The organism is Bacillus sp. NEAU-Y102 (assembly GCF_054788175.1).
On sequence record NZ_JBTWFK010000001.1, the window covers coordinates 1,095,437 to 1,116,445 of the forward strand.

The following is a 21,009-nucleotide window of genomic DNA, read 5'->3' on the forward strand; positions in this document are numbered from 1 at the left end:
AAACAAAATAAAAAAACCAACGAATTATAACATTCATTGGTCTTTCATTAAAAAGTTTATTAGTTTTAAAATTACTGTCGAGTATAGAGTTCCAGCATGCATCGGTTTTACTAAAACGAAAACCCTTTTCTACTTCTACTCTCAGCTAGCTTTATGTTCAAGTCTCAGCTTATCCGCAACCATTGCGATAAACTCAGAATTCGTAGGTTTTGCTTTTGACATGGATACTGTATAACCAAATAAGGACGAAATAGAATCAATATTCCCACGGCTCCACGCTACTTCAATCGCGTGACGAATTGCGCGCTCCACACGGCTTGCTGTTGTATTATATTTCTTTGCGATATCTGGATACAATACTTTCGTAATCGATCCTAATAATTCGATATCGTTGTATACCATGGAGATTGCTTCTCGTAAATACATATATCCTTTAATATGAGCGGGTACACCAATTTCATGAATGATACTCGTAATACTCGCATCTAAGTTTTTCGGTTTTCCATCTACTGTTGTTGCTGATCGGAATGATGGTAGTGGACGTTTAATCATAGCGTTTGCTTTACCACTCACTTGACGAATATGACTCGTTAAATTCTCCATATCAAATGGTTTTAATATGAAATATGAGGCACCTAAGTCAACTGCTTTTTTCGTCACATCTTCTTGCCCGAATGCTGTCAACATAATTACGCTAGGCTGTTTTAACCTTTCAATATGTCGCATTTTTTCCAATACAGCTAAACCATCTAAGTGTGGCATAATAATGTCTAAAACGAGTACATCAGGTTGCTTATCTGCTAATAAGTTTAAACACTCTTGACCATTATAAGCAGTACCGATTACTTCCATATCATCTTGAGCAGCTACATAGCTCTCTAACATTGATACTAGTTCTTTATTATCATCCACAAGACATACTTTAATTTTCTCCACAGCTTTTCCTCCCTTACCGAATCGATTCTCCGACATGTGTATCCTTCTAGGCTACATGAATTGTTCGACAATTGTGTGAAAATTCCCTTTTAAAGTTTCTTACTTTCCGATAAAATCACAAAAAAATATGTTTATCGTTCATTTATTCCCTTTCGCAACACATTCCATCATAGAAATACAACGAAACGTTCAACCCTTTTCTTTTATTTTACAACAAAAAACACCTCTTGCGGAGCTTTTACAAAATTTCAACGAATTTTTCAACAGAAAAAGCGAGCTAATATATATATTAGCTCGCTTTTTTCTCTTGATCATAAATATTAATTCCAGCTTGATGTAACATCCATTCAATATGAACACCATATCCTGATGTTGGATCATTTACAAACACATGCGTAACAGCACCAATTACTTTTCCATTTTGTACAATTGGACTTCCGCTCATCCCTTGTACGATACCGCCCGTTTTCGCTAATAGACGTTTATCTGTTACTTTTATTACCATACCCTTTGTAGCTGGGAATTTTTGTTGCACTGTACTAACAACTTCAATATCAAACGCTTCTACTTTATCTTGATCAATAACTGTTAATATTTTTGCCGGTCCTTCTTTTACTTGATGAGATAATGCGATAGGCATCGCTTTATCCATTATACCGTTTTTCATATTCGTATTTAATTTGCCAAAAATACCATATGGACTATTAATTGTAATATTGCCAATCACTTCACGATCTGGTGAGAATCTTGCTAATTTCTCCCCTGGATTCCCATGACTACCTCTTTCAATTGATGTGACTGTCGAGCGCATAATTTGTCCATCTTCGACTTCAATCGGCTTTTTCGTATCATTATCAGAAATAACATGACCAAGTGCCCCGTATTTCATAGAATCTGGATGAACAAATGTCATCGTTCCAATTCCAGCTGCCGAATCACGGATATACAAGCCAATTCGATAAGACGATTCACCGTTGTCTTTTTGTGGAGTTAGCTTCGTACGAATATATTTTCCATCTCTTAACAATACAAGATTAAGCGGTTCACCTGTTTCTCCACTATTATGAATAAACGGTGCTACATCACTCATTCTTTCAATTGTTTTACCATTAATTTCAGTAATCATATCTCCAATTTGTACACCTGCTGTTTCACCAGGAGATATTTTACCCTTTTCAGTTTGAATTAAATGATGGCCTACAACAAGTACACCTTTTGTATTTAATTTCACACCAATTGATTGTCCACCTGGAATTACTTTAAAATCTTTTAACACTTTCACATTTACTTTTTTCACTGGAAAACCAGCAAGCTGAAATACCATATCAGCTTCACCATTTTGATGAGAATTTACCATAAGTCCTTGTTTTTGTTCACTCGAACTCACTGTAAATACATGACGATTTGTGGATGAAGCTTTGAAAACTGGTAATGATGATATTTCTGATTGTTGTCCTTCAAAAACAACAAGTTGTTTCGGTGATGAAATAAACGTTCGAAGCGGTTTAAAACATCCAATAAAAACTAAAGAAACAAGGAGACAAAGACCTATTATTTTTCGAAATTTTTCTAATTTCAACTTGTTCACTCTCCTCGCTCCTACCCCACATTCAGCCTCTTGGCTTCACTTTTTAATCTCTCCTTGCAGTGCATTATTTATAACCGGAAGAATTAAGAAATCGTCATTTGAGAAAAAAAGCTATCCATTACTGGATAGCCTCTGCTGTCTGTTTAAAATGATGCGCTTGCGTAAGTAATTCTTTCGCATGCTCTGTCGTTAAATCTGTGATTTCTACACCAGAAATCATTCGAGCTATTTCTGTTACTTTATCCTCCATAGTTAAAACAGTAACTGATGTAATTGTCCGATCATTCGCTACTTGTTTTCGAATAAATAAATGTGAATCCGCCATTGAAGCTACTTGAGGTAAGTGCGTAATACAAAGTACTTGCGAGTTTACTGATACTCGATAAATTTTTTCCGCAATAGCCTGTGCGACTCGGCCACTTACACCCGTATCCACTTCATCAAAAATAACAGATGCAACCCCTTGATGCTTAGAAAAAATGCTTTTTAAAGCTAAAATAATACGAGATAACTCTCCGCCAGAAGCAACCTTTGAAAGTGGTTTTAGCGGCTCTCCTGGGTTCGTTGAAATATAAAATTCCACATGATCGTAACCATCCACCGTAAGTCTTACCGGTGCACCTTCCACAAGGGGTTCTTCTGCATTTCCTGCTCTCTTCATAATTCGCACTTCAAATTTCGTTTTTTCCATATATAATTCTTTTAATTCCTGATGAATTGCATTTGTAAGATGTTCTGCAAGCTCATGACGCATATTACTTAACAACGTTGCTTCTTTCAGAATAACACTCTCTAATTCCTTCAACTGTTTCTTCGTCGTTTCAATATGAACGTCTTTATTTTCAATTGTAAAAATTTCCTGTTCAATTTTATCTGCATACGCTAAAATCTCTTCTACAGTATTTCCATATTTTCTCTTTAGCATACGAATTTCATTCAAACGTGTTTCGATTTCATCTAAACGATTTGGATCATATTCCATCATATCGAGCTTTTCTCTCAGTTGATAGGCAACCTCTTCTAATAAGTAATAGCTATTTGCAATTGAATCATAATTCTCTTGATACATTTCATCTAAATGTGTAATACTTTCCATTTGTCCCATTGCACTTCTTACATTATCTAACCCTTGTCCGTCGGCACTTAACGAACGATATGCATCACCTAACGCTTTATAAATCTTTTCAAAATTAGAAATTTGCAATCGTTCCTCAGTTAATTCATTTTCTTCATCCATCTTTAAATCTGCCTTGCGAATTTCTTCATGCTGAAATTGAATTAAATCTAAGCGATGTGCCATTTGTTGTTCATTTTCACTTAACGATTTCAATTGTTTTTTTAATTTTTCATAGTCAGCGTATACATTTTGATATATGTCTAATTGTTTAACGATTCGATCCCCATCAAAGTGATCAAGCATAAACAGATGTCGTTCTTCATTCATTAAATCTTGTGTTTCGTGCTGTCCATGAATATCAACAAGTGATTTCCCAATTTCTTTTAATATGCTAAGTGTAACAAGCTTCCCATTTACACGACATACACTCTTTCCGTTCGCAGCAATATCACGCTTTAAAATAATCATGCCATCTTCTATTTCTATATCTAACTCTTCTGCCTTTTCAATACATGGATGCTTCTCATCTTCAACATAAAATAGCCCTTCAATCTCAGCCTTTTCTGTTCCATATCGAACAAATTCTGCTGATCCACGGCCACCTACAAGTAAACTAATCGCATCAATAATAATCGATTTTCCGGCCCCTGTTTCACCGCTTAAAACCGTTAAACCTTTTTGAAAAGAAATATTTAATGCTTCAATAATAGCAAAGTTTCTAATCGATAATTCCGATAACAATGCCCCATTCACCTCGTTATAAAATAATCCCTTACTAAAGGATTTTCTCAGTTCTTCATTCAAATAATCATGTTATATATTTGTATGTATATACTCTTCTAACCCGCTTCATTGTACCAAACATTTGTTTTACGGGTCAATCCATCTATTTTCTAACTTTATGCAAACAAAATATTATATTACAATTGAAAATTCATATTTTTAACCAATAAAAATATCTTGTTCACTTTCCACTTTACGATGGAAAGCAAACAAGATTTTTTGTTACAACATATTTAAGAAACGATCAGAGACAACACCTGTATCGTCAGGTGTACGGCAAATAATTAAGCAAGTATCATCACCACAGATGGTTCCGATGATCTCATCCCACTCTAAATGATCAATAAGTGCTCCAAGTGAATGAGCGTTACCAGGCAATGTTTTTAGCACAAGCATATGTCCTGCCGTGTCTAATTTTACAAATGAATCCACTAGATTTCGTTTTAATTTTTGTAACGGGTTAAATCGTTGATCTGCTGGCAAGCTATATTTATAGCGCCCATCATGTAATGGCACCTTCACTAAGTGCAGTTCTTTAATATCGCGCGATACTGTTGCTTGCGTTACATTAAATCCCTCATTACGTAAAATATCAACTAATTCATCTTGTGTTTCAATTTCTTTGTTTGCAATAATTTCCCTGATTTTAATATGGCGCTGACCTTTATTCATACATTTGCACCTCACACTATCTCTTACCATAGTTTAAACATTGGTATACTTCACTTATTTATGTTAACTTATAATTCGTTTCTTGTACACAATTGTTTTTACAATCATTATACAATTACAGCAAAAAGAGGAACAACATATGTTATTCCCCTTTCCCTTTTTGTTTTAGAACGTCATGCGCTTCTGTAACAACTTGCTCTATAGAAATCGGAGAATGATTTTCGCCATTCTCACGTTCACCATGCCATTTCAGATGAATTAAAAATTCAATATTACCGTCTCCACCCGTAATTGGTGAAAATGTTAAACCTTCCACATCATAGCCTTCTTTTAAAGCAAACTCGACAATCATTTCTACAACAGCTTCATGTACTTTTCTATCACGAACGATACCTTTTTTCCCAACTTGCTCTCTTCCAGCTTCAAACTGTGGTTTAATTAACGCCGCTACATCTCCGTTAGGCATAAGCATTGTTTTTAAAACTGGCAGTATAAGCTTTAATGATATAAATGAAACATCAATACTTGCAAATTGAGGTAAACCACGTTCTAAGTCTGCTGGTGTCACGTAACGGAAATTTGTTCGTTCCATTACAACAACACGCTCATCTTGACGTAATTTCCACGCTAGTTGATTGTATCCTACATCTAATGCATAAGATAATTTCGCTCCATTTTGAAGCGCACAATCTGTAAAGCCACCAGTTGATGAACCAATATCTATCATAACTTTATCTTGTAAATCAAGATGAAATGTCTCTAATGCCTTTTCAAGTTTATAACCACCACGACTTACATACGGCATAACTTGTCCCTTCACCGTAATCTCAGTATCTTGCGAGATTTTCTCTCCTGGCTTATCAAGTCTCATTTCATTTGCATATACGAGTCCCGCCATAATGGCGCGCTTTGCTTTCTCACGCGTTTCTATAAGTCCTCGCTCTACTAATAGTACATCTACTCTTTCTTTTTTTACGCTCATTTGTTACGCCCTTTTTTGTTTTGATGGAATCATTGTATGAATACGGTCTACGACAGCATCTGTCGTTAAACCAATTTCTTCTAATAATTTTGTTACACTTCCGTGCTCTATGAAGCGGTCTGGAATACCCATTCGTTCAACTAATGCACTATGGTAACCATTTTCAGATGCAAATTCAACTACTCCTGTTCCAAAACCACCAATTAAACAAGCTTCTTCAATCGTTAAAATCGGTATATTCTTTCCTAGAAGATCATGTAAATATGCTTCATCCATTGGTTTAATAAAGCGAGCATTCACTACTTTCACTGAAACTCCAGCTTTTTCAAGACGCTCAGCGGCTTCCATCGCCATTGGTATTGTCGTACCAAACGTTAAAATAGCTGCTTGTGTACCCTCTTTTAACGTCTCCCACGTACCGATCGGAATCGCCTTTAATTCTTCATCCATATGAACGCCAAGTCCATTACCGCGCGCATAACGCAATGCGATTGGTCCATCTTCATATTGCATCGCCGTATAAACTAAATGTTGCCCTTCATTTTCATCTTTCGGCATCATAAGCACCATATTTGGCAAGTGACGTAAGAATGAGATATCAAATACGCCTTGATGCGTTTCACCATCTGCTCCTACTAATCCTGAGCGATCTATTCCAATGAAAACATTTAAATTTTGGCGGCATATATCATGAACAACTTGGTCATATGCTCTTTGTAGAAATGTCGAATAAATTGCTAAGAATGGCTTCATTCCTTGCGTTGCCATACCTGCTGCCATCGTTGTAGCATGCTGTTCTGCAATACCTACATCAATCATACGATTTGGGAATTCTTTTTGGAATTTCTCAAGTTTTGATCCAACAGGCATTGCAGGTGTAATTGCTACGATACGCTCATCCGCTCTCGCTAGCTTAAGTACTGTTTCACTAACAACAGCACTCCATGCTGGTGCAACTTCTTTCGGCTTAACGAAGTCACCTGATTCAATTTTATAAGGTCCTGTTCCATGCCAAGTTCCAATAACGTCACTCTCGGCCGGTTTATAACCTTTTCCTTTTTTCGTAATAACGTGAACAAGCACTGGGCCTTTTGTTTTCTTTGCATATTGCAACGTTTCGAATAACTTTTCATAATCATGCCCATCGACTGGACCTAAATATGTAAAGCCTAACTCTTCGAAAAAGACACCAGATACTAGTAAATATTTAAGACTATCTTTTATTTTCTCTGCTGTCGCAGCCACTTTCCCGCCAACTGCTGGGATTTTCTTTAATATATACTCTAATTCATCTTTTACCCAGTGATATTTTCCTGCGGTACGTAAACGACCAAGTACATTATGGAGCGCACCAACGTTTGGTGCAATTGACATTTCATTATCATTCAAAATAACAATCATATCTGTCTTTTCATGTCCAATATGGTTCAATGCCTCTAAAGCCATTCCGCCTGTTAAAGCACCATCTCCAATAATTGGTATAACATATTCTTTCGTTTTCTTTAAATCACGTGCCAGAGCCATTCCCATTGCAGCCGATAACGATGTCGAGCTATGACCAGTTTCCCATACGTCGTGCTCACTCTCACAACGTTTCGGAAAACCACATAGGCCTTGATATTGCCTTAATGTACCAAACTCTTTCGCGCGTCCAGTTAAAATTTTATGTACATAGGATTGATGTCCTACATCCCATAAAAATTTATCTTGCGGGCTATCAAATAATTTATGCAGAGCAATTGTGAGTTCTACTACACCTAAATTAGGCGCAATATGTCCACCTGTTTGAGAGAGCTCTTCAATTAAAAACTTACGAATATCCTCACTCAATCCCTCTAGTTCACTGATAGACATATCTTTCAAAAAACTAGGGTTTTGAATTTGCGTTAGATCCACATGGATCACTCACTTTCATTTCATAATCTGTCAACATGTCAAATATTATAAAAAACATTTACACAAAACAAGAAATTCTCTTTTCTATTTTTCGTCTTGTCCCGCTATTAACCAGTCTATTGCGCCCTAATCCTATTATAAACCATATTTCTTTAGGCGATGAAAAAAATAGCCGCTAACACGAAGTGATAACGGCAATGTAATCTACATATATTTTTGCCAATAACAAGAAAAGAAAAACCTTTTCCTACAGTTATATCATAAAATGATAAATGACTCAACAAATGAAAACGCTGTTATATTAGTTATTACGTTTTGCAATTAAATCGCAAATAGATAGTAAATATTCATCTTGTAATTGCAAGGAGCTAATCGCACCTTTTGCTTCTGCAATTGTTTCTTCTAAAATATCCTTTGCTCTATCTACAGTAAACAACGTCGTATATGTACTCTTTTCGTTAGAAAGATCACTACCAATCGGTTTCCCAATCTCTTCTTCGGTTCCTTCGACATCTAAAATATCATCTCGAATTTGGAAAGCTAGACCGATATATTTGGCAAACGTAAGCAACTTTTCTTCTTGCTCTTCTGTCGCATCAGAAAGTATCGCACCCGCAAGCACAGCAAATTCAAGCAGTTTTCCCGTCTTATGTTTATGGATGTACTCCAATTCATCAATCGTAAGGCGTTTCCCTTCAGCTTCCATATCTGCCACTTGTCCGCCAACCATTCCTTCTGGTCCTGCTGCTTTTGCAAGTTCAAGTACAAGTCTTACTTTTTTTTCGGCAGAAATTTCTTTTTGCTCATATGCCATAATTACTTGAAAAGCATACGTCAATAAGCCATCTCCTGCTAAAACTGCCATCGCTTCACCAAATACTTTGTGATTTGTGGGTTTTCCTCTTCTTAAATCATCATCATCCATACAAGGTAAATCATCATGAACTAAAGAATATGTATGAATCATTTCAAGAGCACAAGCTGCACCTACTCCAAGATTTCTTTCTTTCCCAAACGCTTGTAATGTTGCAAACAAAAGTAACGGGCGGAGACGTTTTCCACCCGCTTCCAAAGAATATGCCATCGCTTCACGAAGTACATTTGGACATTGTAATTCATTTGCATAGCTTACAAGTTTCTCTTCTACGAAAGTTTTACTTTCTTTCAAAAAAGTATCAAAAGCAATCGTCACTATGCTTCATCTCCTACAGCAGTAAACGGTTCAAGCTCTCCATCTTCCCCAAGAATAACTGCCATTTGTTCTTGTACATTCTTCAACTTCTCATCACAAAGCTTAGATAATTCCATGCCCTCTTTAAAATAAGAAATCGCTTCTTCTAACGGTACGTCACCTTGTTCTAGCTTAGAAACAAGATGCTCAAGTTGCGAAATTGCCTCTTCAAAGCTTAATTTATTTTCCATTATTCAATTCACGCTCCTCTATGCCTGATACGCTACAATCTAGTATTCCATCTTGTAATTGAACTGAAACAGCATCTCCAAGGCTTACATCTTTCACACTTTTTAACACTTGCTTCTCTTCATCATATACAAGCCCGTACCCTCTCATCATTACTTTAAGCGGACTTAACGCTTCAAGTTTTTGAGCAGCTCTTACAAAGGCAAATTCTTTCGTTTGAAGTAACGTTTGCATTTCACGTTGTAATTGCTTTTGCAACGTTTCAACAGCTACCTTTGTTTGCATAATTTTTTGAGATGGGTGGTGCTTCTCTAAATAAAATGAAAGTTGCTTTAACTGATTCACCTTTTTATCAATATAGCGCTCGTTCGCTAAAACAAGCTGTTCTAGCGCTCTATCTAATTGCTCTTCCTTTTGCTCATATACTTGTCTTGGATAACGGAACGCATACGATTTTTGCAACACTTGTAGTTTTTCTTCTTTTTTATGTACTAACTCTCTCATCGCTCTTTGCAATCTCAGAGTTCTTTGTAATACCTTTTCTTGTAACTCTATAATGTTAGGTGCTGCCAGCTCAGCTGCTGCAGTCGGTGTTGGCGCGCGTAAATCTGCAACAAAATCTGCGATTGTAAAATCCGTTTCATGGCCTACTGCCGAAATAATAGGAATTTCACTCTTAAAGATTGCTCTTGCAACCATTTCCTCATTGAAAGCCCATAATTCCTCAATAGAACCTCCACCACGGCCAACGATTAGTACATCTATCTCTCCCATTTCATTCGCTGTACGAATCGCTTGTACAATCGAGGGAGCCGCTGACTCCCCTTGTACAAGTACCGGAAATACAATAACATTCCCAATTGGATAACGACGTTTAATCGTTGTTATAATATCACGAATCGCTGCTCCTGTTGGCGACGTAATCACACCTATTGTTTTAGCGTAAGGAGGAATTGCTTTTTTATAAACTTGAGAAAAAAGTCCTTCTTCTTCTAAACGAACTTTTAACTGTTCGTACGCTAAATGTAAATTTCCGACTCCGTCAGGCTGCATGTCTTGAATATAAATTTGATAAGAACCACTCGCCTCGTAAACAGAGATTTTCCCTTTCACGAGTACCTTCATCCCATTTTCAGGTTTGAATTTAATATTACGATTATGACCCGCAAACATAACCGCTGCGATTCTTGCATTTTCATCTTTCAATGTAAAATACATGTGGCCACGGCTATGATTTTTAAAGTTGGAAATTTCACCTTTTAACCAAACAGACTGCAAATGCGGATCATATTCTATTTTTGTTTTTATATAGCGTGTTAACGCTGTAACGGTTAAATATTGCTTCTCCATTTCTCTCTCCTCATAGCCGACTCAAATTATTTACAAACGACACCTGCACGTTTGGCAGATTCAACAGTATTATGAAGAAGCATTGTGATTGTCATTGGACCAACACCCTTTGGCACAGGTGTAATGTAACCCGCAACATTTAACACGTTGTCAAAATCAACATCACCACAAAGTTTCCCTGTTTCTAAACGGTTTACACCAACGTCAATTACAACCGCTCCTTCTTTAATATAATCCGCTGTTATCATTTTAGGTCGTCCAACAGCTACGATTAAAATATCCGCTAACTTCGATAACTCTTTCATATTTTGCGTCTTAGAATGACAATATGTGACAGTTGCATTTTCATTTAAGAACAATTGTCCCACTGGTTTACCGACAATATTACTTCTTCCAATTACTACTACATGTTTTCCAGAAATATCAAGATTCGTTTCTTTTACTAATTCTACAATACCGTGCGGTGTACATGGAAGGAATGTATCTTGTCCCGTCATCATACGTCCCACGCTAATTGGGTGAAATCCATCTACATCCTTTTCTGGTGAAATTCTTTCAATGATAGCTTTTTCTTCAATATGTTTCGGTAAAGGTAATTGCACTAATATGCCATTAATACGGTCATCGCCATTTAAGCGATCGATTTCAGCAAGCAAGCGTTCCTCAGTAATTGTTTCAGGAAGTTCAATTAGCTCTGAGTAAATCCCTACTTGTTCACAGCCTTTTTCTTTTCCTTTTACATAAGAACGAGATGCTGGATCTTCTCCAACTAAAATAACTGCTAATCCTGGTACAATCCCTTGCTCTTTCAACTTCACAACTTCTTCTGTTAATTGTGCTCGTTTTTTCTCCGCAACTTCATTTCCTTTGATGATTACTGCTACCATTTTAAGATTCCCCCTTAAAGAATTTACAGTGTATCTTTTATATTAGATAAAACGCCGTTAATAAAACGACGAGATTCCTCATCCCCAAATGTTTTAGCAATTTCAATTGCTTCGTTAATTGTTACGTTGTGTGGAATTTCTTCCATGTATTTCATTTCATACACAGCTACACGTAAAATACTGCGATCAACAATACTAATACGCTCAAGCTTCCACTTTTTTAAGTTTTGACGAATCGCTTCATCGATTGCTTCTTTATTTTCTACAAAACCTACTACAAGTGACTCTAGAAACTCATTTGTTTCTTCGCCTTCATCTAGCGTGTTTTCCACTGCTACTTTCGGTTCTAATTCACCTGTAATATCCATTTGGTATAATGCTTGCATTGCTCTTTCTCTAGCCGTCCTACGTTTCATTGTAACTCTCCTTTATGCTTCAAGTCTTTCCTTATACTTTGTTATATTATTATAATTTATAAGCCGTCAATTCACTTACTCTTACAGTTTTCATTGATTTTCCAACCTTATAATACAATGATAATAACACAATTTATCGTTTCACACACGGGTTACAAGGCTGAAAAATAATAAAAAGATTAACTTCAAGTTCCATATCTTATCACAATGTACGTTTTTTGGAAAAACGACACATTTTCTTTTTTATTTCTTATTTTTTGAAATAGTATAATAATTAGAGGATTGTAATTTGTGAAGAAATGAAACGATAAAAAAGATGCCTATGTTACTAGGCACCTTTTCATTCTTACACTGGTTCGATTTCTGTTTTTTGTGTTTCGAATGTTACGCCAACGATGTGAACATTCACTTCTTTTGGCTCAAGTCCTGTCATTGTAAAGAGCGCTTGGCGAATATTGTCTTGAATCTTTTGAGCAACAACTGGAATTGCTACACCAAAATACATTACAACATAAAGGTCAACGATAATATCTTCGTTTGCTAATTCAACCTTTACACCTTTACCATGATTTTTCTTACCTAACTTCTCAACAACATCTGTAGCAAAATTACCGCGCATTGCCGCTACACCTTCTACTTCAGCAGCTGCAATACCTGCAATTACTTCAATTACTTCTGGTGCAATTTCTACTTTACCAAGAGTTGTATCTTGACCCATATCTAACATATGTTCAGCCATGAAAAAAACCTCCTTTAATGTATCACTGCGTCACAAGTTCATGCTCTTCCAAAAATTTCGTATTAAACTCACCTTTTACAAAATCAGGATGATCTAGCAATTGCAAATGGAACGGGATTGTTGTATGTACGCCTTCAATGACAAATTCACTAAGTGCGCGCTTCATTTTTGCAATTGCCTCTTCACGTGTTTTTCCGTGAACAATTAATTTAGCAACCATCGAATCATAGAAAGGTGGGATTGAATATCCCGGATATACAGCTGAATCGACGCGAATACCAAATCCTCCTGGTGGTAAGTACATTTCTACTTTACCTGGAGATGGCATGAATTTTTTGGCAGGGTTTTCCGCATTAATTCGACATTCAATTGCCCAACCATTAAATTGTACTTCTTCTTGCTGTAACGATAACTTTTCTCCTGAAGCAATAAGAATTTGTTCTTTAATTAAGTCCATTCCCGTTACCATTTCAGTAACTGGATGCTCAACCTGAATTCTCGTATTCATCTCCATGAAATAAAAGGTTTTCGTTTTATATTCATAAATAAACTCAACCGTACCAGCACCTGTATAATCAACCGCTACCGCCGCTTTAACTGCCGCTTCACCCATCTGCTTGCGAATATCTTCATCAAGTGCAGGTGATGGACTTTCTTCTAATAGTTTTTGCAAACGGCGCTGAATTGTACAATCACGCTCTCCTAAATGAATGGCATTTCCGTGTGTATCTGCCATTATTTGAATCTCAACATGGCGGAAATCTTCAACGTACTTTTCTAAGTATACACCAGGGTTCCCAAAAGCGGTACTAGCTTCTTGCTGTGTAATTTGAATTCCTTTTATAAGCTCTTCTTCATGGCGTGCAACACGAATACCTTTTCCGCCGCCACCTGCAGTCGCTTTAATAATGACTGGATATCCAATTTGATTAGCAAGCTCGATCGCTTCTTCGGTATTTTTAATAATCCCTTGTGAACCTGGTACAATCGGAACCCCTGCTTCTTTCATTGTATCACGAGCAACGTCTTTTGTGCCCATCTTTGAAATAGCTTCTGGACTTGGACCGATAAAAATCAAGTTACATTCACGGCATAACTCTGCGAAATCTGCATTCTCTGCTAAAAATCCGTATCCCGGATGAATAGCATCGCAGCCTGTTAACTTCGCAACGCTAATAATATTCGTCAAATTTAAATAGCTTTCTTTCGAAATCGTTGGTCCTACACAATACGCCTCATCTGCAATCTGTACGTGAAGTGACTCTTTATCTGCTTCTGAATAAATTGCAACTGTTTCAATGTCCATTTCTTTACAAGCACGAATAATTCGTACAGCAATTTCCCCACGATTGGCTATTAATACTTTTTTTATCATCACAAAGACTCCCTTATTACGCTTTTACAAGAAATAGCGGTTGTCCATACTCAACAAGCTGTCCGTTATTAACAAGAATTTCAACAATTTCGCCCTCTACATCAGCATCAATTTCGTTAAATAACTTCATAGCCTCGACAATACATACGATAGAATCTTTCGATACTCTATCCCCAATACTTACATATGGAGGTGTATCAGGTGAAGATGAAGAATAGAATGTACCTACCATTGGTGAGGTAATCTTATGTAGGTTTTCATCTTGAACAGTTTTCTTCTCTTCTTGCTTCGGTGCTTCTGCTTGCGCTGCTGCTACTGTCGTTTCAACTTCAACAGGCGCTACTGGTTGCATAGCTTGTTTTGCTGCAGGTGCTTGCACAGCAACAACTTCATTACCACGCTTTTTCATTTTGATTGTTGTACCGTCTTTTTTGTATTCAAATTCATCAATATTAGAGCTATCAATTAATTTAATTAATTCACGAACTTCTTGAATTTTAAACATGTAAAATCCACTCCCATACTCTTGTTTGTCCCGTTTTTACAGATTCTCGTCACAAAACTAGATTGACTGTAAAAATACGATGTATTCTATTAGAAAATATATTTCATTAACTAATAGAAATATTTACTATTTCCATCTTACGATAAATTTTTTAAACATTCCAATTTATATTTCTTTATAATAAATCGAAACTCCTGTAAAAAATATTATTCCAATAAAAAATTATTACCTAGTAATAATACCAAGTTTCACACGAAATTGGCAAGACCACTTCAAAAAAAACATTCACTACTTTTGCAAAACGTTACATAGCAAACACGCCATTCCCTCTCCACTCTTCACCACATCTATAGTCAATAACATATTTTTACCAAATATTAATTTTTGTTTACACGCCGTTCATCATTCCTTCATATAAGAATAGTATGTTCAAAGTGTAGAAAATATATTGTGCTGAGGTGTGGAAATATGATATGGCTCATCCTCTTTTTACCTGCCGTAATCGTTTGGGCATGTGTTCTTTGCATCCACGTCAAATCCGGAAAAAGTAATCATCAGTACCATGAACCATTAATCTTTTACTCACAACGTGTTTCTCCATTCCGAGTTGAACATAGTAAAAATAACTCCAAAGACAAAATAGAAAAAAGCTATCGAAAATGATAGCTTTTTTCTATTCACACGTACTTACATACTCTATTCCACTATTTGCATACCCTTTGCTTAGTAAAAGGTAATAATCCGCAGGGAAACCCCCTACGGATTAAAGTTTCACTTATTTCGCTGGTGGATCAAATTTCACACCTACATCTTTTGATCCGCCTTCACTTCTTACAAGTTGAATAATTTTATTTGCTTCTTTCTGTGAATGTTTTGCCGCTTTAACCGTTACTCTAATATCTGTACCATCAGCTCTTACAAGAGCATCTGGATATCCTCCTTGAGATTTAATTACTGTCTCAAGTAATTCTTGCTTCGTTTCCATTGTAGTGATTGCATCAAAGTTATCTTTCGCTTTACTCTTTTCTGTTGCTGAAGATTTCGAAGAATTCATCACTTCTTGTAATTTTGCTTTCGCTTCACTACGTTGATCTTCCATTTGCATACGTAAGGCTGTGAAATTCTCATCACTTGATTGAACTGATACATTACCCTCTTTTTTACTTGTTTCTTTTTTAGTATTTTCTTTTTTGTCTGTTTCTTTATTTGTTGTTTCCTTGCTTGTATTTTCTTTTTTCGGGGTTTCTTTAGGTGCTTCGTTTGTTACTGCTTTATCAGTACCTTGTTTTTCTTGTCCAATCTTTTCACCTGTTGCCGGCGATGCTGTATTCATTTTGTCAGGAGTTGTCACGTAATACACAGATAGTACAACAACTAAACTTAACATCGTTAATAGCCAAACTGTTTGTTTTTTTAACACTTTATTTCCTCCCTATCAATTTTTCGGTGAAACTGAAACGCGATGGGCTGGTACATCTAGCAGCCTTATCACAGCTTCTTTTACCATTGCTTTAACTTGTATATTATCCACTCCCTTTGCTACGACAAGAACACCACGTACTTTCGGCTTCTCTGTTCGTAAAACAACAGGAGTTTCTTTATCCCCTTCACGTATAATGACAGTCTTTTCATCAAGAGACTCGTCCTCTACTTCTCTCTTACCGCCTGTTTTATCTGTTTCACCTGTTGTTTGTGAGCGTTTCACTGTATTTTTTTCTAAAATTTTTTCTTCAGATGAATCTAAATTCACTTTAATCGTTACGTCTTTTACTCCTGCTATTTCTTCTAAAGCAGCTTTTAATTCTTGTTCATACGCTTTTTCATATTTTTCTACATTTGACATACTATCATTATTTTTTTGTCCGAAAGTTGGTACGTCTTTTTCTTGGTTTTGAGTTTTTTGTTCTTTAAATACAGGTACTTCTTCTTTTTTACTTGAAAATAGACTACTAGAAAACATAAGCAAAATTCCAAGTATGAGTAGGACAAGTAAAAACTTAGGTGTTACCTTTTTACCCTTCTCGTTGCTTTCTTTTTGATCCCCATTCAATAAGTTTCGAAAAAATGAGAACTTCGAATTTTTATCTTTATTGTCCATTTACTCTACCTGTCCTCCCTTCCATTTGAACTTGGATTTGTTTACCCTCTAGTTGCCACCTGCTTGAAAAGAAATCTTTCATTTCCACATTCGTTTCTCCCACTTTTTTTGGAGGCTCTTTCGTATTAATTTCAATTGGCTTTACTGTTTCGATTGCATCATTTTTACTGCGTTCTTTTTCTTTCAACGTCACAACAACAGATTGAATATCTTTCGCCGACTTTACTTCTTCTGTATTTTCTGCTGCGACTATTTGTATTTCAGAGACAGTCATACCATACTTTTTCTCAAACTCTTTTCCTACTTCTTTTTTCATTTTGGTAGCCATCTCTTCTAAACTATATGCACGTGTTAGAGCTTGTATTTCTTTTTTCTTCGAATCTATTGAATTTTTTACAGATCCTTCTGCTACGTACTTTTCTTCATTAAAATTTGCAATTACTTCATTTACATCTGTCTGCAATAATTTAAAAAGAGGCGTTAAAATTAATACAACTAACAAAAGACTTACAACAAATTTAACGTATTTTTGCAAATTCGAATTTGGAAGAATAAGATGAAGCATTGTCGCTAAGAGCAAAAAAACGATAATATTTCTAATCCACTCTGTAACAAATTGCATACTCTTCACCTCCTACCGCATCATAAGTGTAATATTCCCCGCAGCAATAATAATTGTAATACTTAAAAAGAACATAAATGATACGATAGCTAAGCAAGCAAATACGTAAATGATGCTTCGTCCAATAATGTCTAAGCATTGAATAATTGCTCCGCTGCCAACCGGTTGCAATACTGCTGCTGCGAATTTATAAATAAATGCGATACAGAAAATTTGAATCGCTGGAAAGGCAACAATTAAGCATAAAATGACGAGCCCAATAATTCCGACTGTGTTTTTCAATAATCCTGATGCGCTAATAACAGTATCTGCCGCTTCTGTAAACATCCTTCCAACTACTGGAATGAAGTTTCCTGTTACAAATTTAGCAGTTTTCACAGCTATTCCATCAGCAACAGCTGTTGCTGTTCCTTGTACAGATAATACTCCTAAAAAAATCGTTAAAAAAATACCGATAATCCCAACGCTAACATTTTGCAGAAGCTTGGACAATTTCGTCACTTTATATTGATCACTCATTGTACTTACAATACTTAATATCGTTGCCAGTAATAAAAGTGGTAGAACGATATAATTCATAAGAAGCCCACTCGTATTCATTAAGAAAATGATAACCGGATGAAAAAACGATACAGATACAACCCCCCCGCCAGTTGCTATAAGCGCCAGCAAAATTGGCAATAATGCTAATATAAAATCTACCATTGTTTGTATCGTTTCTCTTGCATATGTCATAACGACATAAAAACTATTTAAAGCAAAAATAATAAGTACCATATATACAACAGCATCAGCAATTTTACTTACGCTACTTTTTGAAAAAGCGGATTGCAGTGATTGCAACAATGCACTAAAGATTGTGAGCATAATAAGTGTGCCAAGCAGTTTTCCATTAGCTGCAAGCTCATGAAATAAATATTTTAATAACCCTATCATCCACTCTTTTAGAGAGAATTCTTTTTCTCCCTTTACAAACTCCATAAAACTCCCTTTTTGACTCTCTGGCAAATAGCCTCCATATTTTATAACAAGCCCGTCCCAAAATTGCTTCACATCTTCAATTCCGAGCTTATCCAATTGTTGATCAACGACGTTTGTTTCTACAGGAGAAGCTTGTACAACAACCGGTAAAGAAAAGAAAAGGAAGCAAGCAAATAGCAGCTTAGCTCCAAACCTCCTCAACATTCACTCCCCCTTATCCCGTCGGTAAAAATCCGAGAATAGTTTCAATTACAACCGTCAAAATAGGAATTGCCATAACGAGAATGAGGATTTTCCCAGCAAGTTCAATTTTCGAAGCGATGGCACCTTGACCAGCATCTTTTGTAATTTGGGCTCCAAACTCAGCAATATAAGCAATTCCAATAATCTTTAGTAACGTTTCCACATAGACGTTACTAACTTTCGCTTCACTCGCTACTCTCTCAATCATTTGTAAAATAGCATGAATTTGATCAATTAAAATAAGAAACATCACGCTACCTACGAACACAATAAATAAAGATGTAATGCTAGATTTATGCTGGTTCAAAACAGCAGCTAAAAACGTAGCAACGAGGCCTAATCCGACAATTTGTATAATTTCGATTCGAACCGCCTCCTTTACTGGAAGAGAAAGACACTTTTAATCTTGTCAAATAGCGTATTAATTAAAAATGCGACATGAAATAAAATGACGACAAAACCGACAAGGATAACCCAATTTGCAATATCCTCACGCTTCAATTCTTTTAGTACAGTATGAATGAAAGCTAAAACAATGCCGATTCCGGCGATTTGAAATATTAATCCAACATCAATGGACATCGCCTTTCTCCCCCCTATAGCAGTAAAATTACAATAAGTAGCCCTGCTAGTACCCCTAAGCTCTTGATCATTTTCTCGTATTGCAGTTGTAAAGCTTTTGCTTCCTCTTCTTCTCTCTCCAAATGTGTAATACATAAGCGAATATGTTTTTGTTGTGATTCACGATCATGTTGCCCGAGCGTTTCACCAAATTGCTGCAGTATTTCAAACTCGGTTTGTTGAAACGCCGTCAACTTCCAATTCTCTTTCAAACTATCTATCCAAGCTTCCCTTACTGTTTGTTCTCCACTTTCTAGTTTTTTAGCGAAACTTTGAAACATCCAATTTAATGGCTTCGGCATTTGTTTAACTAATCGCTCGGCAGCCTCAGATAAAGGTGTGTGTCCATACATAATTTCTGCCTCTAATGATTGAAGTGCTGATTTTAATAATCTAAGTTGCCTCGGCCTTTCACTGTATCTTTTAGCGTATGAAAACCCGAAAAAGGTGCTGACCGCAACGATTAACACTGCACCAAATATTTTCACCATACGCCCTCAGCCTTTCTATTTGATAACACTGGTTTTCCATATTTATCTTTCACCTGCATAACCGTTCCTGGACCCCTCGCTTTTGACAACTCCACAAACCTATCAAATATACGAAGCTCTAGCACTGCCTTGAGCGATGGACGTCTCACAACATCCTCATAGGAAAATCCGTGTGCGCTTATAAAAAGCTGAACACCTGCATGCACTGCCTCCATAATTGCTTCACTATCTTCTTTACGACCAATTTCATCTACGATCAAAATATCAGGACTCATAGAACGAATCATCATCATCATTCCTTCTGCCTTTGGACATGCGTCTAACACATCGACTCGGGTACCAAAATCATATTGCGGGATCCCTTTCACACAGCCGGCAATTTCTGACCGTTCATCAACGATCCCCACTTTACAGGAAGGAATTTCCGAAGCACTTACCCCTTGACTCATGCAACGTGCTACATCTCTTAAAAGTGTCGTTTTTCCCGTTTGCGGAGGGCCAATTACCATCGTGTTTAACCATCTTTTTTCATACAAATATGGCAAAAGCGGTTCAGCAATCCCTATTTTTTGACGAGCAATACGAATATTAAAGGAAGAGACATCACGAATCATTTTCACTGCGCTTTTTTCTGTAATGACTTTTCCCGCTAACCCGATTCTATGCCCCCCGCGAAGCGTCACATACCCACGTTTTAATTCCTCTTCCATCGTATAAATTGAGAATTGACTTAACTTATTCAATAAGTAAATAGCATCCTCTGCAGTAGTGATATAGTCATAAAAAAACACCTTTCCGTGTGCAATACACTCTAGCGGTCTTCCAATTCGAACACGAATTTCCTCTAAAGCATCGTATTGCTCACATTCTTCAATTAAGTACTTCATCGTTTTTGGTAAAACTTCTAATACCTCTTTCATCGGCTTCTCCCCACTATACTCGACTTACTATTTCAGTAATGCGATAAAAATACAGCAAATTCCAAGCGCTAGAAAAAAGAGCTTCAAGAAAGAAATTTCACTTGCTACACTCGCTATCCCAATTGTCATTGTTAAAATTAATACGGTAGGTCCAACAAACGCCAACATACCATTTATAAACAACGCTTTCTTCGCATCATTCACATAAAGCATAAGCAAAGCAGCAAATATCTCCGCACTACCTGAAAATAATCGAAGTGCCCCCATAACAAGCACGGATGTTTCCATTGCCGCTAGCCACTGTTTCATTCTTCCACCTTCTCCCGTAACAGTTACTAACTTCGTATTCTAAAAAAGAATATATTTG

24 protein-coding genes are annotated in these 21,009 nt (G+C 36.5%); 1 reads left to right on the forward strand and 23 read right to left on the reverse strand.

Annotation, left to right across the window (positions count from 1 at the left end; genetic code table 11):
- Positions 1-141 precede the first annotated feature (141 nt).
- The 14 genes from spo0A to accB form a co-directional block, all read right to left on the reverse strand.
- Entirely contained in the window at positions 142-936 is a 795-nt protein-coding gene (gene spo0A, locus ACYFX0_RS05430; protein WP_014894889.1) for a sporulation transcription factor Spo0A, read from the reverse strand.
- Between the two features lie 289 nt (positions 937-1,225).
- Positions 1,226-2,524, reverse strand: coding sequence for a SpoIVB peptidase (spoIVB, locus tag ACYFX0_RS05435; RefSeq protein WP_106081564.1), 1,299 nt, complete (start codon positions 2,522-2,524; stop codon positions 1,226-1,228).
- A gap of 118 nt (positions 2,525-2,642) precedes the next feature.
- Positions 2,643-4,382, reverse strand: coding sequence for a DNA repair protein RecN (gene recN, locus ACYFX0_RS05440; protein ID WP_000947759.1), 1,740 nt, complete (start codon positions 4,380-4,382; stop codon positions 2,643-2,645).
- Between the two features lie 264 nt (positions 4,383-4,646).
- The gene (gene argR, locus ACYFX0_RS05445; protein ID WP_001032580.1) at positions 4,647-5,096 is read right to left on the reverse strand and encodes an arginine repressor ArgR; all 450 of its coding nucleotides are present in this window, start codon (positions 5,094-5,096) and stop codon (positions 4,647-4,649) included.
- 142 nt (positions 5,097-5,238) lie between these two features.
- Positions 5,239-6,078, reverse strand: coding sequence for a TlyA family RNA methyltransferase (locus ACYFX0_RS05450; protein WP_000111874.1), 840 nt, complete (start codon positions 6,076-6,078; stop codon positions 5,239-5,241).
- Positions 6,079-6,081: 3 nt separating this feature from the next.
- On the reverse strand, positions 6,082-7,974 hold the full coding sequence (gene dxs, locus ACYFX0_RS05455) for a 1-deoxy-D-xylulose-5-phosphate synthase (RefSeq protein ID WP_000366457.1): 1,893 nt from the start codon (positions 7,972-7,974) through the stop codon (positions 6,082-6,084).
- A 301-nt stretch (positions 7,975-8,275) separates the two neighbouring features.
- A complete protein-coding gene (gene ispA / locus ACYFX0_RS05460) occupies positions 8,276-9,166 on the reverse strand; it encodes a (2E,6E)-farnesyl diphosphate synthase (protein WP_000150374.1) in 891 nt (296 codons plus the stop codon).
- Complete coding sequence (gene xseB / locus ACYFX0_RS05465; RefSeq protein WP_000428424.1) at positions 9,166-9,396, reverse strand: exodeoxyribonuclease VII small subunit; 231 nt, start codon at positions 9,394-9,396, stop codon at positions 9,166-9,168. Before xseB ends, ispA begins: the two co-directional genes overlap by 1 nt.
- Positions 9,386-10,744, reverse strand: coding sequence for an exodeoxyribonuclease VII large subunit (gene xseA / locus ACYFX0_RS05470; RefSeq protein ID WP_106081563.1), 1,359 nt, complete (start codon positions 10,742-10,744; stop codon positions 9,386-9,388). The genes xseB and xseA overlap by 11 nt, the downstream gene beginning before the upstream one ends.
- A 26-nt stretch (positions 10,745-10,770) precedes the next feature.
- The gene (gene folD, locus ACYFX0_RS05475) at positions 10,771-11,631 is read right to left on the reverse strand and encodes a bifunctional methylenetetrahydrofolate dehydrogenase/methenyltetrahydrofolate cyclohydrolase FolD (protein ID WP_000226733.1); all 861 of its coding nucleotides are present in this window, start codon (positions 11,629-11,631) and stop codon (positions 10,771-10,773) included.
- Between the two features lie 23 nt (positions 11,632-11,654).
- Positions 11,655-12,047, reverse strand: a complete 393-nt coding sequence (gene nusB / locus ACYFX0_RS05480; protein ID WP_000830247.1) for a N utilization substance protein NusB — start codon at positions 12,045-12,047, stop codon at positions 11,655-11,657.
- A gap of 346 nt (positions 12,048-12,393) precedes the next feature.
- Positions 12,394-12,786 (reverse strand): Asp23/Gls24 family envelope stress response protein, encoded by a 393-nt coding sequence (locus ACYFX0_RS05485; protein ID WP_000807630.1) that lies wholly within the window; start codon positions 12,784-12,786, stop codon positions 12,394-12,396.
- Positions 12,787-12,808: 22 nt separating this feature from the next.
- The gene (gene accC / locus ACYFX0_RS05490; RefSeq protein ID WP_106081562.1) at positions 12,809-14,161 is read right to left on the reverse strand and encodes an acetyl-CoA carboxylase biotin carboxylase subunit; all 1,353 of its coding nucleotides are present in this window, start codon (positions 14,159-14,161) and stop codon (positions 12,809-12,811) included.
- A 16-nt stretch (positions 14,162-14,177) separates the two neighbouring features.
- Positions 14,178-14,666: an acetyl-CoA carboxylase biotin carboxyl carrier protein gene (accB, locus tag ACYFX0_RS05495; RefSeq protein WP_000472862.1), complete on the reverse strand. Its 489-nt coding sequence runs from the start codon at positions 14,664-14,666 to the stop codon at positions 14,178-14,180.
- 468 nt (positions 14,667-15,134) lie between these two features.
- On the opposite strand from accB, the gene ACYFX0_RS05500 reads away from it, so the two are divergent.
- Positions 15,135-15,329, forward strand: a complete 195-nt coding sequence (locus ACYFX0_RS05500; protein ID WP_106081561.1) for a DNA recombination protein RecO — start codon at positions 15,135-15,137, stop codon at positions 15,327-15,329.
- A gap of 112 nt (positions 15,330-15,441) precedes the next feature.
- Here the strand turns inward: ACYFX0_RS05500 and ACYFX0_RS05505 are convergent, their stop codons facing one another.
- The 9 genes from ACYFX0_RS05505 to ACYFX0_RS05545 are packed head-to-tail and all read right to left on the reverse strand — an operon-like array spanning position 15,442 to position 20,951.
- Positions 15,442-16,086, reverse strand: coding sequence for a SpoIIIAH-like family protein (locus tag ACYFX0_RS05505; protein WP_000914711.1), 645 nt, complete (start codon positions 16,084-16,086; stop codon positions 15,442-15,444).
- 15 nt (positions 16,087-16,101) lie between these two features.
- A complete protein-coding gene (spoIIIAG, locus tag ACYFX0_RS05510) occupies positions 16,102-16,764 on the reverse strand; it encodes a stage III sporulation protein AG (protein WP_000368887.1) in 663 nt (220 codons plus the stop codon).
- The gene (spoIIIAF, locus tag ACYFX0_RS05515) at positions 16,754-17,386 is read right to left on the reverse strand and encodes a stage III sporulation protein AF (RefSeq protein ID WP_106081560.1); all 633 of its coding nucleotides are present in this window, start codon (positions 17,384-17,386) and stop codon (positions 16,754-16,756) included. Before spoIIIAF ends, spoIIIAG begins: the two co-directional genes overlap by 11 nt.
- 12 nt (positions 17,387-17,398) lie before the next feature.
- Positions 17,399-18,571, reverse strand: coding sequence for a stage III sporulation protein AE (spoIIIAE, locus tag ACYFX0_RS05520; protein ID WP_098829278.1), 1,173 nt, complete (start codon positions 18,569-18,571; stop codon positions 17,399-17,401).
- Between the two features lie 10 nt (positions 18,572-18,581).
- Positions 18,582-18,965: a stage III sporulation protein AD gene (spoIIIAD, locus tag ACYFX0_RS05525; protein WP_079245909.1), complete on the reverse strand. Its 384-nt coding sequence runs from the start codon at positions 18,963-18,965 to the stop codon at positions 18,582-18,584.
- A 23-nt stretch (positions 18,966-18,988) separates the two neighbouring features.
- The gene (spoIIIAC, locus tag ACYFX0_RS05530) at positions 18,989-19,192 is read right to left on the reverse strand and encodes a stage III sporulation protein AC (RefSeq protein WP_000020914.1); all 204 of its coding nucleotides are present in this window, start codon (positions 19,190-19,192) and stop codon (positions 18,989-18,991) included.
- Positions 19,193-19,206: 14 nt separating this feature from the next.
- Positions 19,207-19,722 carry a stage III sporulation protein SpoIIIAB gene (gene spoIIIAB / locus ACYFX0_RS05535; protein ID WP_106081559.1) on the reverse strand — a complete coding sequence of 172 codons (516 nt, stop codon included), beginning with the start codon at positions 19,720-19,722 and terminating at the stop codon, positions 19,207-19,209.
- Positions 19,716-20,642 (reverse strand): stage III sporulation protein AA, encoded by a 927-nt coding sequence (gene spoIIIAA, locus ACYFX0_RS05540; RefSeq protein WP_000665903.1) that lies wholly within the window; start codon positions 20,640-20,642, stop codon positions 19,716-19,718. The genes spoIIIAB and spoIIIAA overlap by 7 nt, the downstream gene beginning before the upstream one ends.
- Positions 20,643-20,669: 27 nt before the next feature.
- On the reverse strand, positions 20,670-20,951 hold the full coding sequence (locus ACYFX0_RS05545) for a YqhV family protein (protein WP_000816050.1): 282 nt from the start codon (positions 20,949-20,951) through the stop codon (positions 20,670-20,672).
- Positions 20,952-21,009 lie beyond the last annotated feature (58 nt).

Excerpts from the sequence above, each read along its gene's own strand:
- argR (WP_001032580.1), bottom strand. The coding sequence starts at position 5,096 with ATGAATAAAGGTCAGCGCCATATTAAAATCAGGGAAATTATTGCAAAC.
- ACYFX0_RS05450 (WP_000111874.1), bottom strand. The coding sequence starts at position 6,078 with ATGAGCGTAAAAAAAGAAAGAGTAGATGTACTATTAGTAGAGCGAGGA.
- xseB (WP_000428424.1), bottom strand. The coding sequence starts at position 9,396 with ATGGAAAATAAATTAAGCTTTGAAGAGGCAATTTCGCAACTTGAGCAT.
- xseA (WP_106081563.1), bottom strand. The coding sequence starts at position 10,744 with ATGGAGAAGCAATATTTAACCGTTACAGCGTTAACACGCTATATAAAA.
- folD (WP_000226733.1), bottom strand. The coding sequence starts at position 11,631 with ATGGTAGCAGTAATCATCAAAGGAAATGAAGTTGCGGAGAAAAAACGA.
- nusB (WP_000830247.1), bottom strand. The coding sequence starts at position 12,047 with ATGAAACGTAGGACGGCTAGAGAAAGAGCAATGCAAGCATTATACCAA.
- ACYFX0_RS05485 (WP_000807630.1), bottom strand. The coding sequence starts at position 12,786 with ATGGCTGAACATATGTTAGATATGGGTCAAGATACAACTCTTGGTAAA.
- accC (WP_106081562.1), bottom strand. The coding sequence starts at position 14,161 with ATGATAAAAAAAGTATTAATAGCCAATCGTGGGGAAATTGCTGTACGA.
- accB (WP_000472862.1), bottom strand. The coding sequence starts at position 14,666 with ATGTTTAAAATTCAAGAAGTTCGTGAATTAATTAAATTAATTGATAGC.
- ACYFX0_RS05500 (WP_106081561.1), top strand. The coding sequence starts at position 15,135 with ATGATATGGCTCATCCTCTTTTTACCTGCCGTAATCGTTTGGGCATGT.
- spoIIIAG (WP_000368887.1), bottom strand. The coding sequence starts at position 16,764 with ATGGACAATAAAGATAAAAATTCGAAGTTCTCATTTTTTCGAAACTTA.
- spoIIIAF (WP_106081560.1), bottom strand. The coding sequence starts at position 17,386 with ATGCAATTTGTTACAGAGTGGATTAGAAATATTATCGTTTTTTTGCTC.
- spoIIIAE (WP_098829278.1), bottom strand. The coding sequence starts at position 18,571 with ATGTTGAGGAGGTTTGGAGCTAAGCTGCTATTTGCTTGCTTCCTTTTC.
- spoIIIAC (WP_000020914.1), bottom strand. The coding sequence starts at position 19,192 with ATGTCCATTGATGTTGGATTAATATTTCAAATCGCCGGAATCGGCATT.
- spoIIIAB (WP_106081559.1), bottom strand. The coding sequence starts at position 19,722 with ATGGTGAAAATATTTGGTGCAGTGTTAATCGTTGCGGTCAGCACCTTT.
- spoIIIAA (WP_000665903.1), bottom strand. The coding sequence starts at position 20,642 with ATGAAAGAGGTATTAGAAGTTTTACCAAAAACGATGAAGTACTTAATT.
- ACYFX0_RS05545 (WP_000816050.1), bottom strand. The coding sequence starts at position 20,951 with ATGAAACAGTGGCTAGCGGCAATGGAAACATCCGTGCTTGTTATGGGG.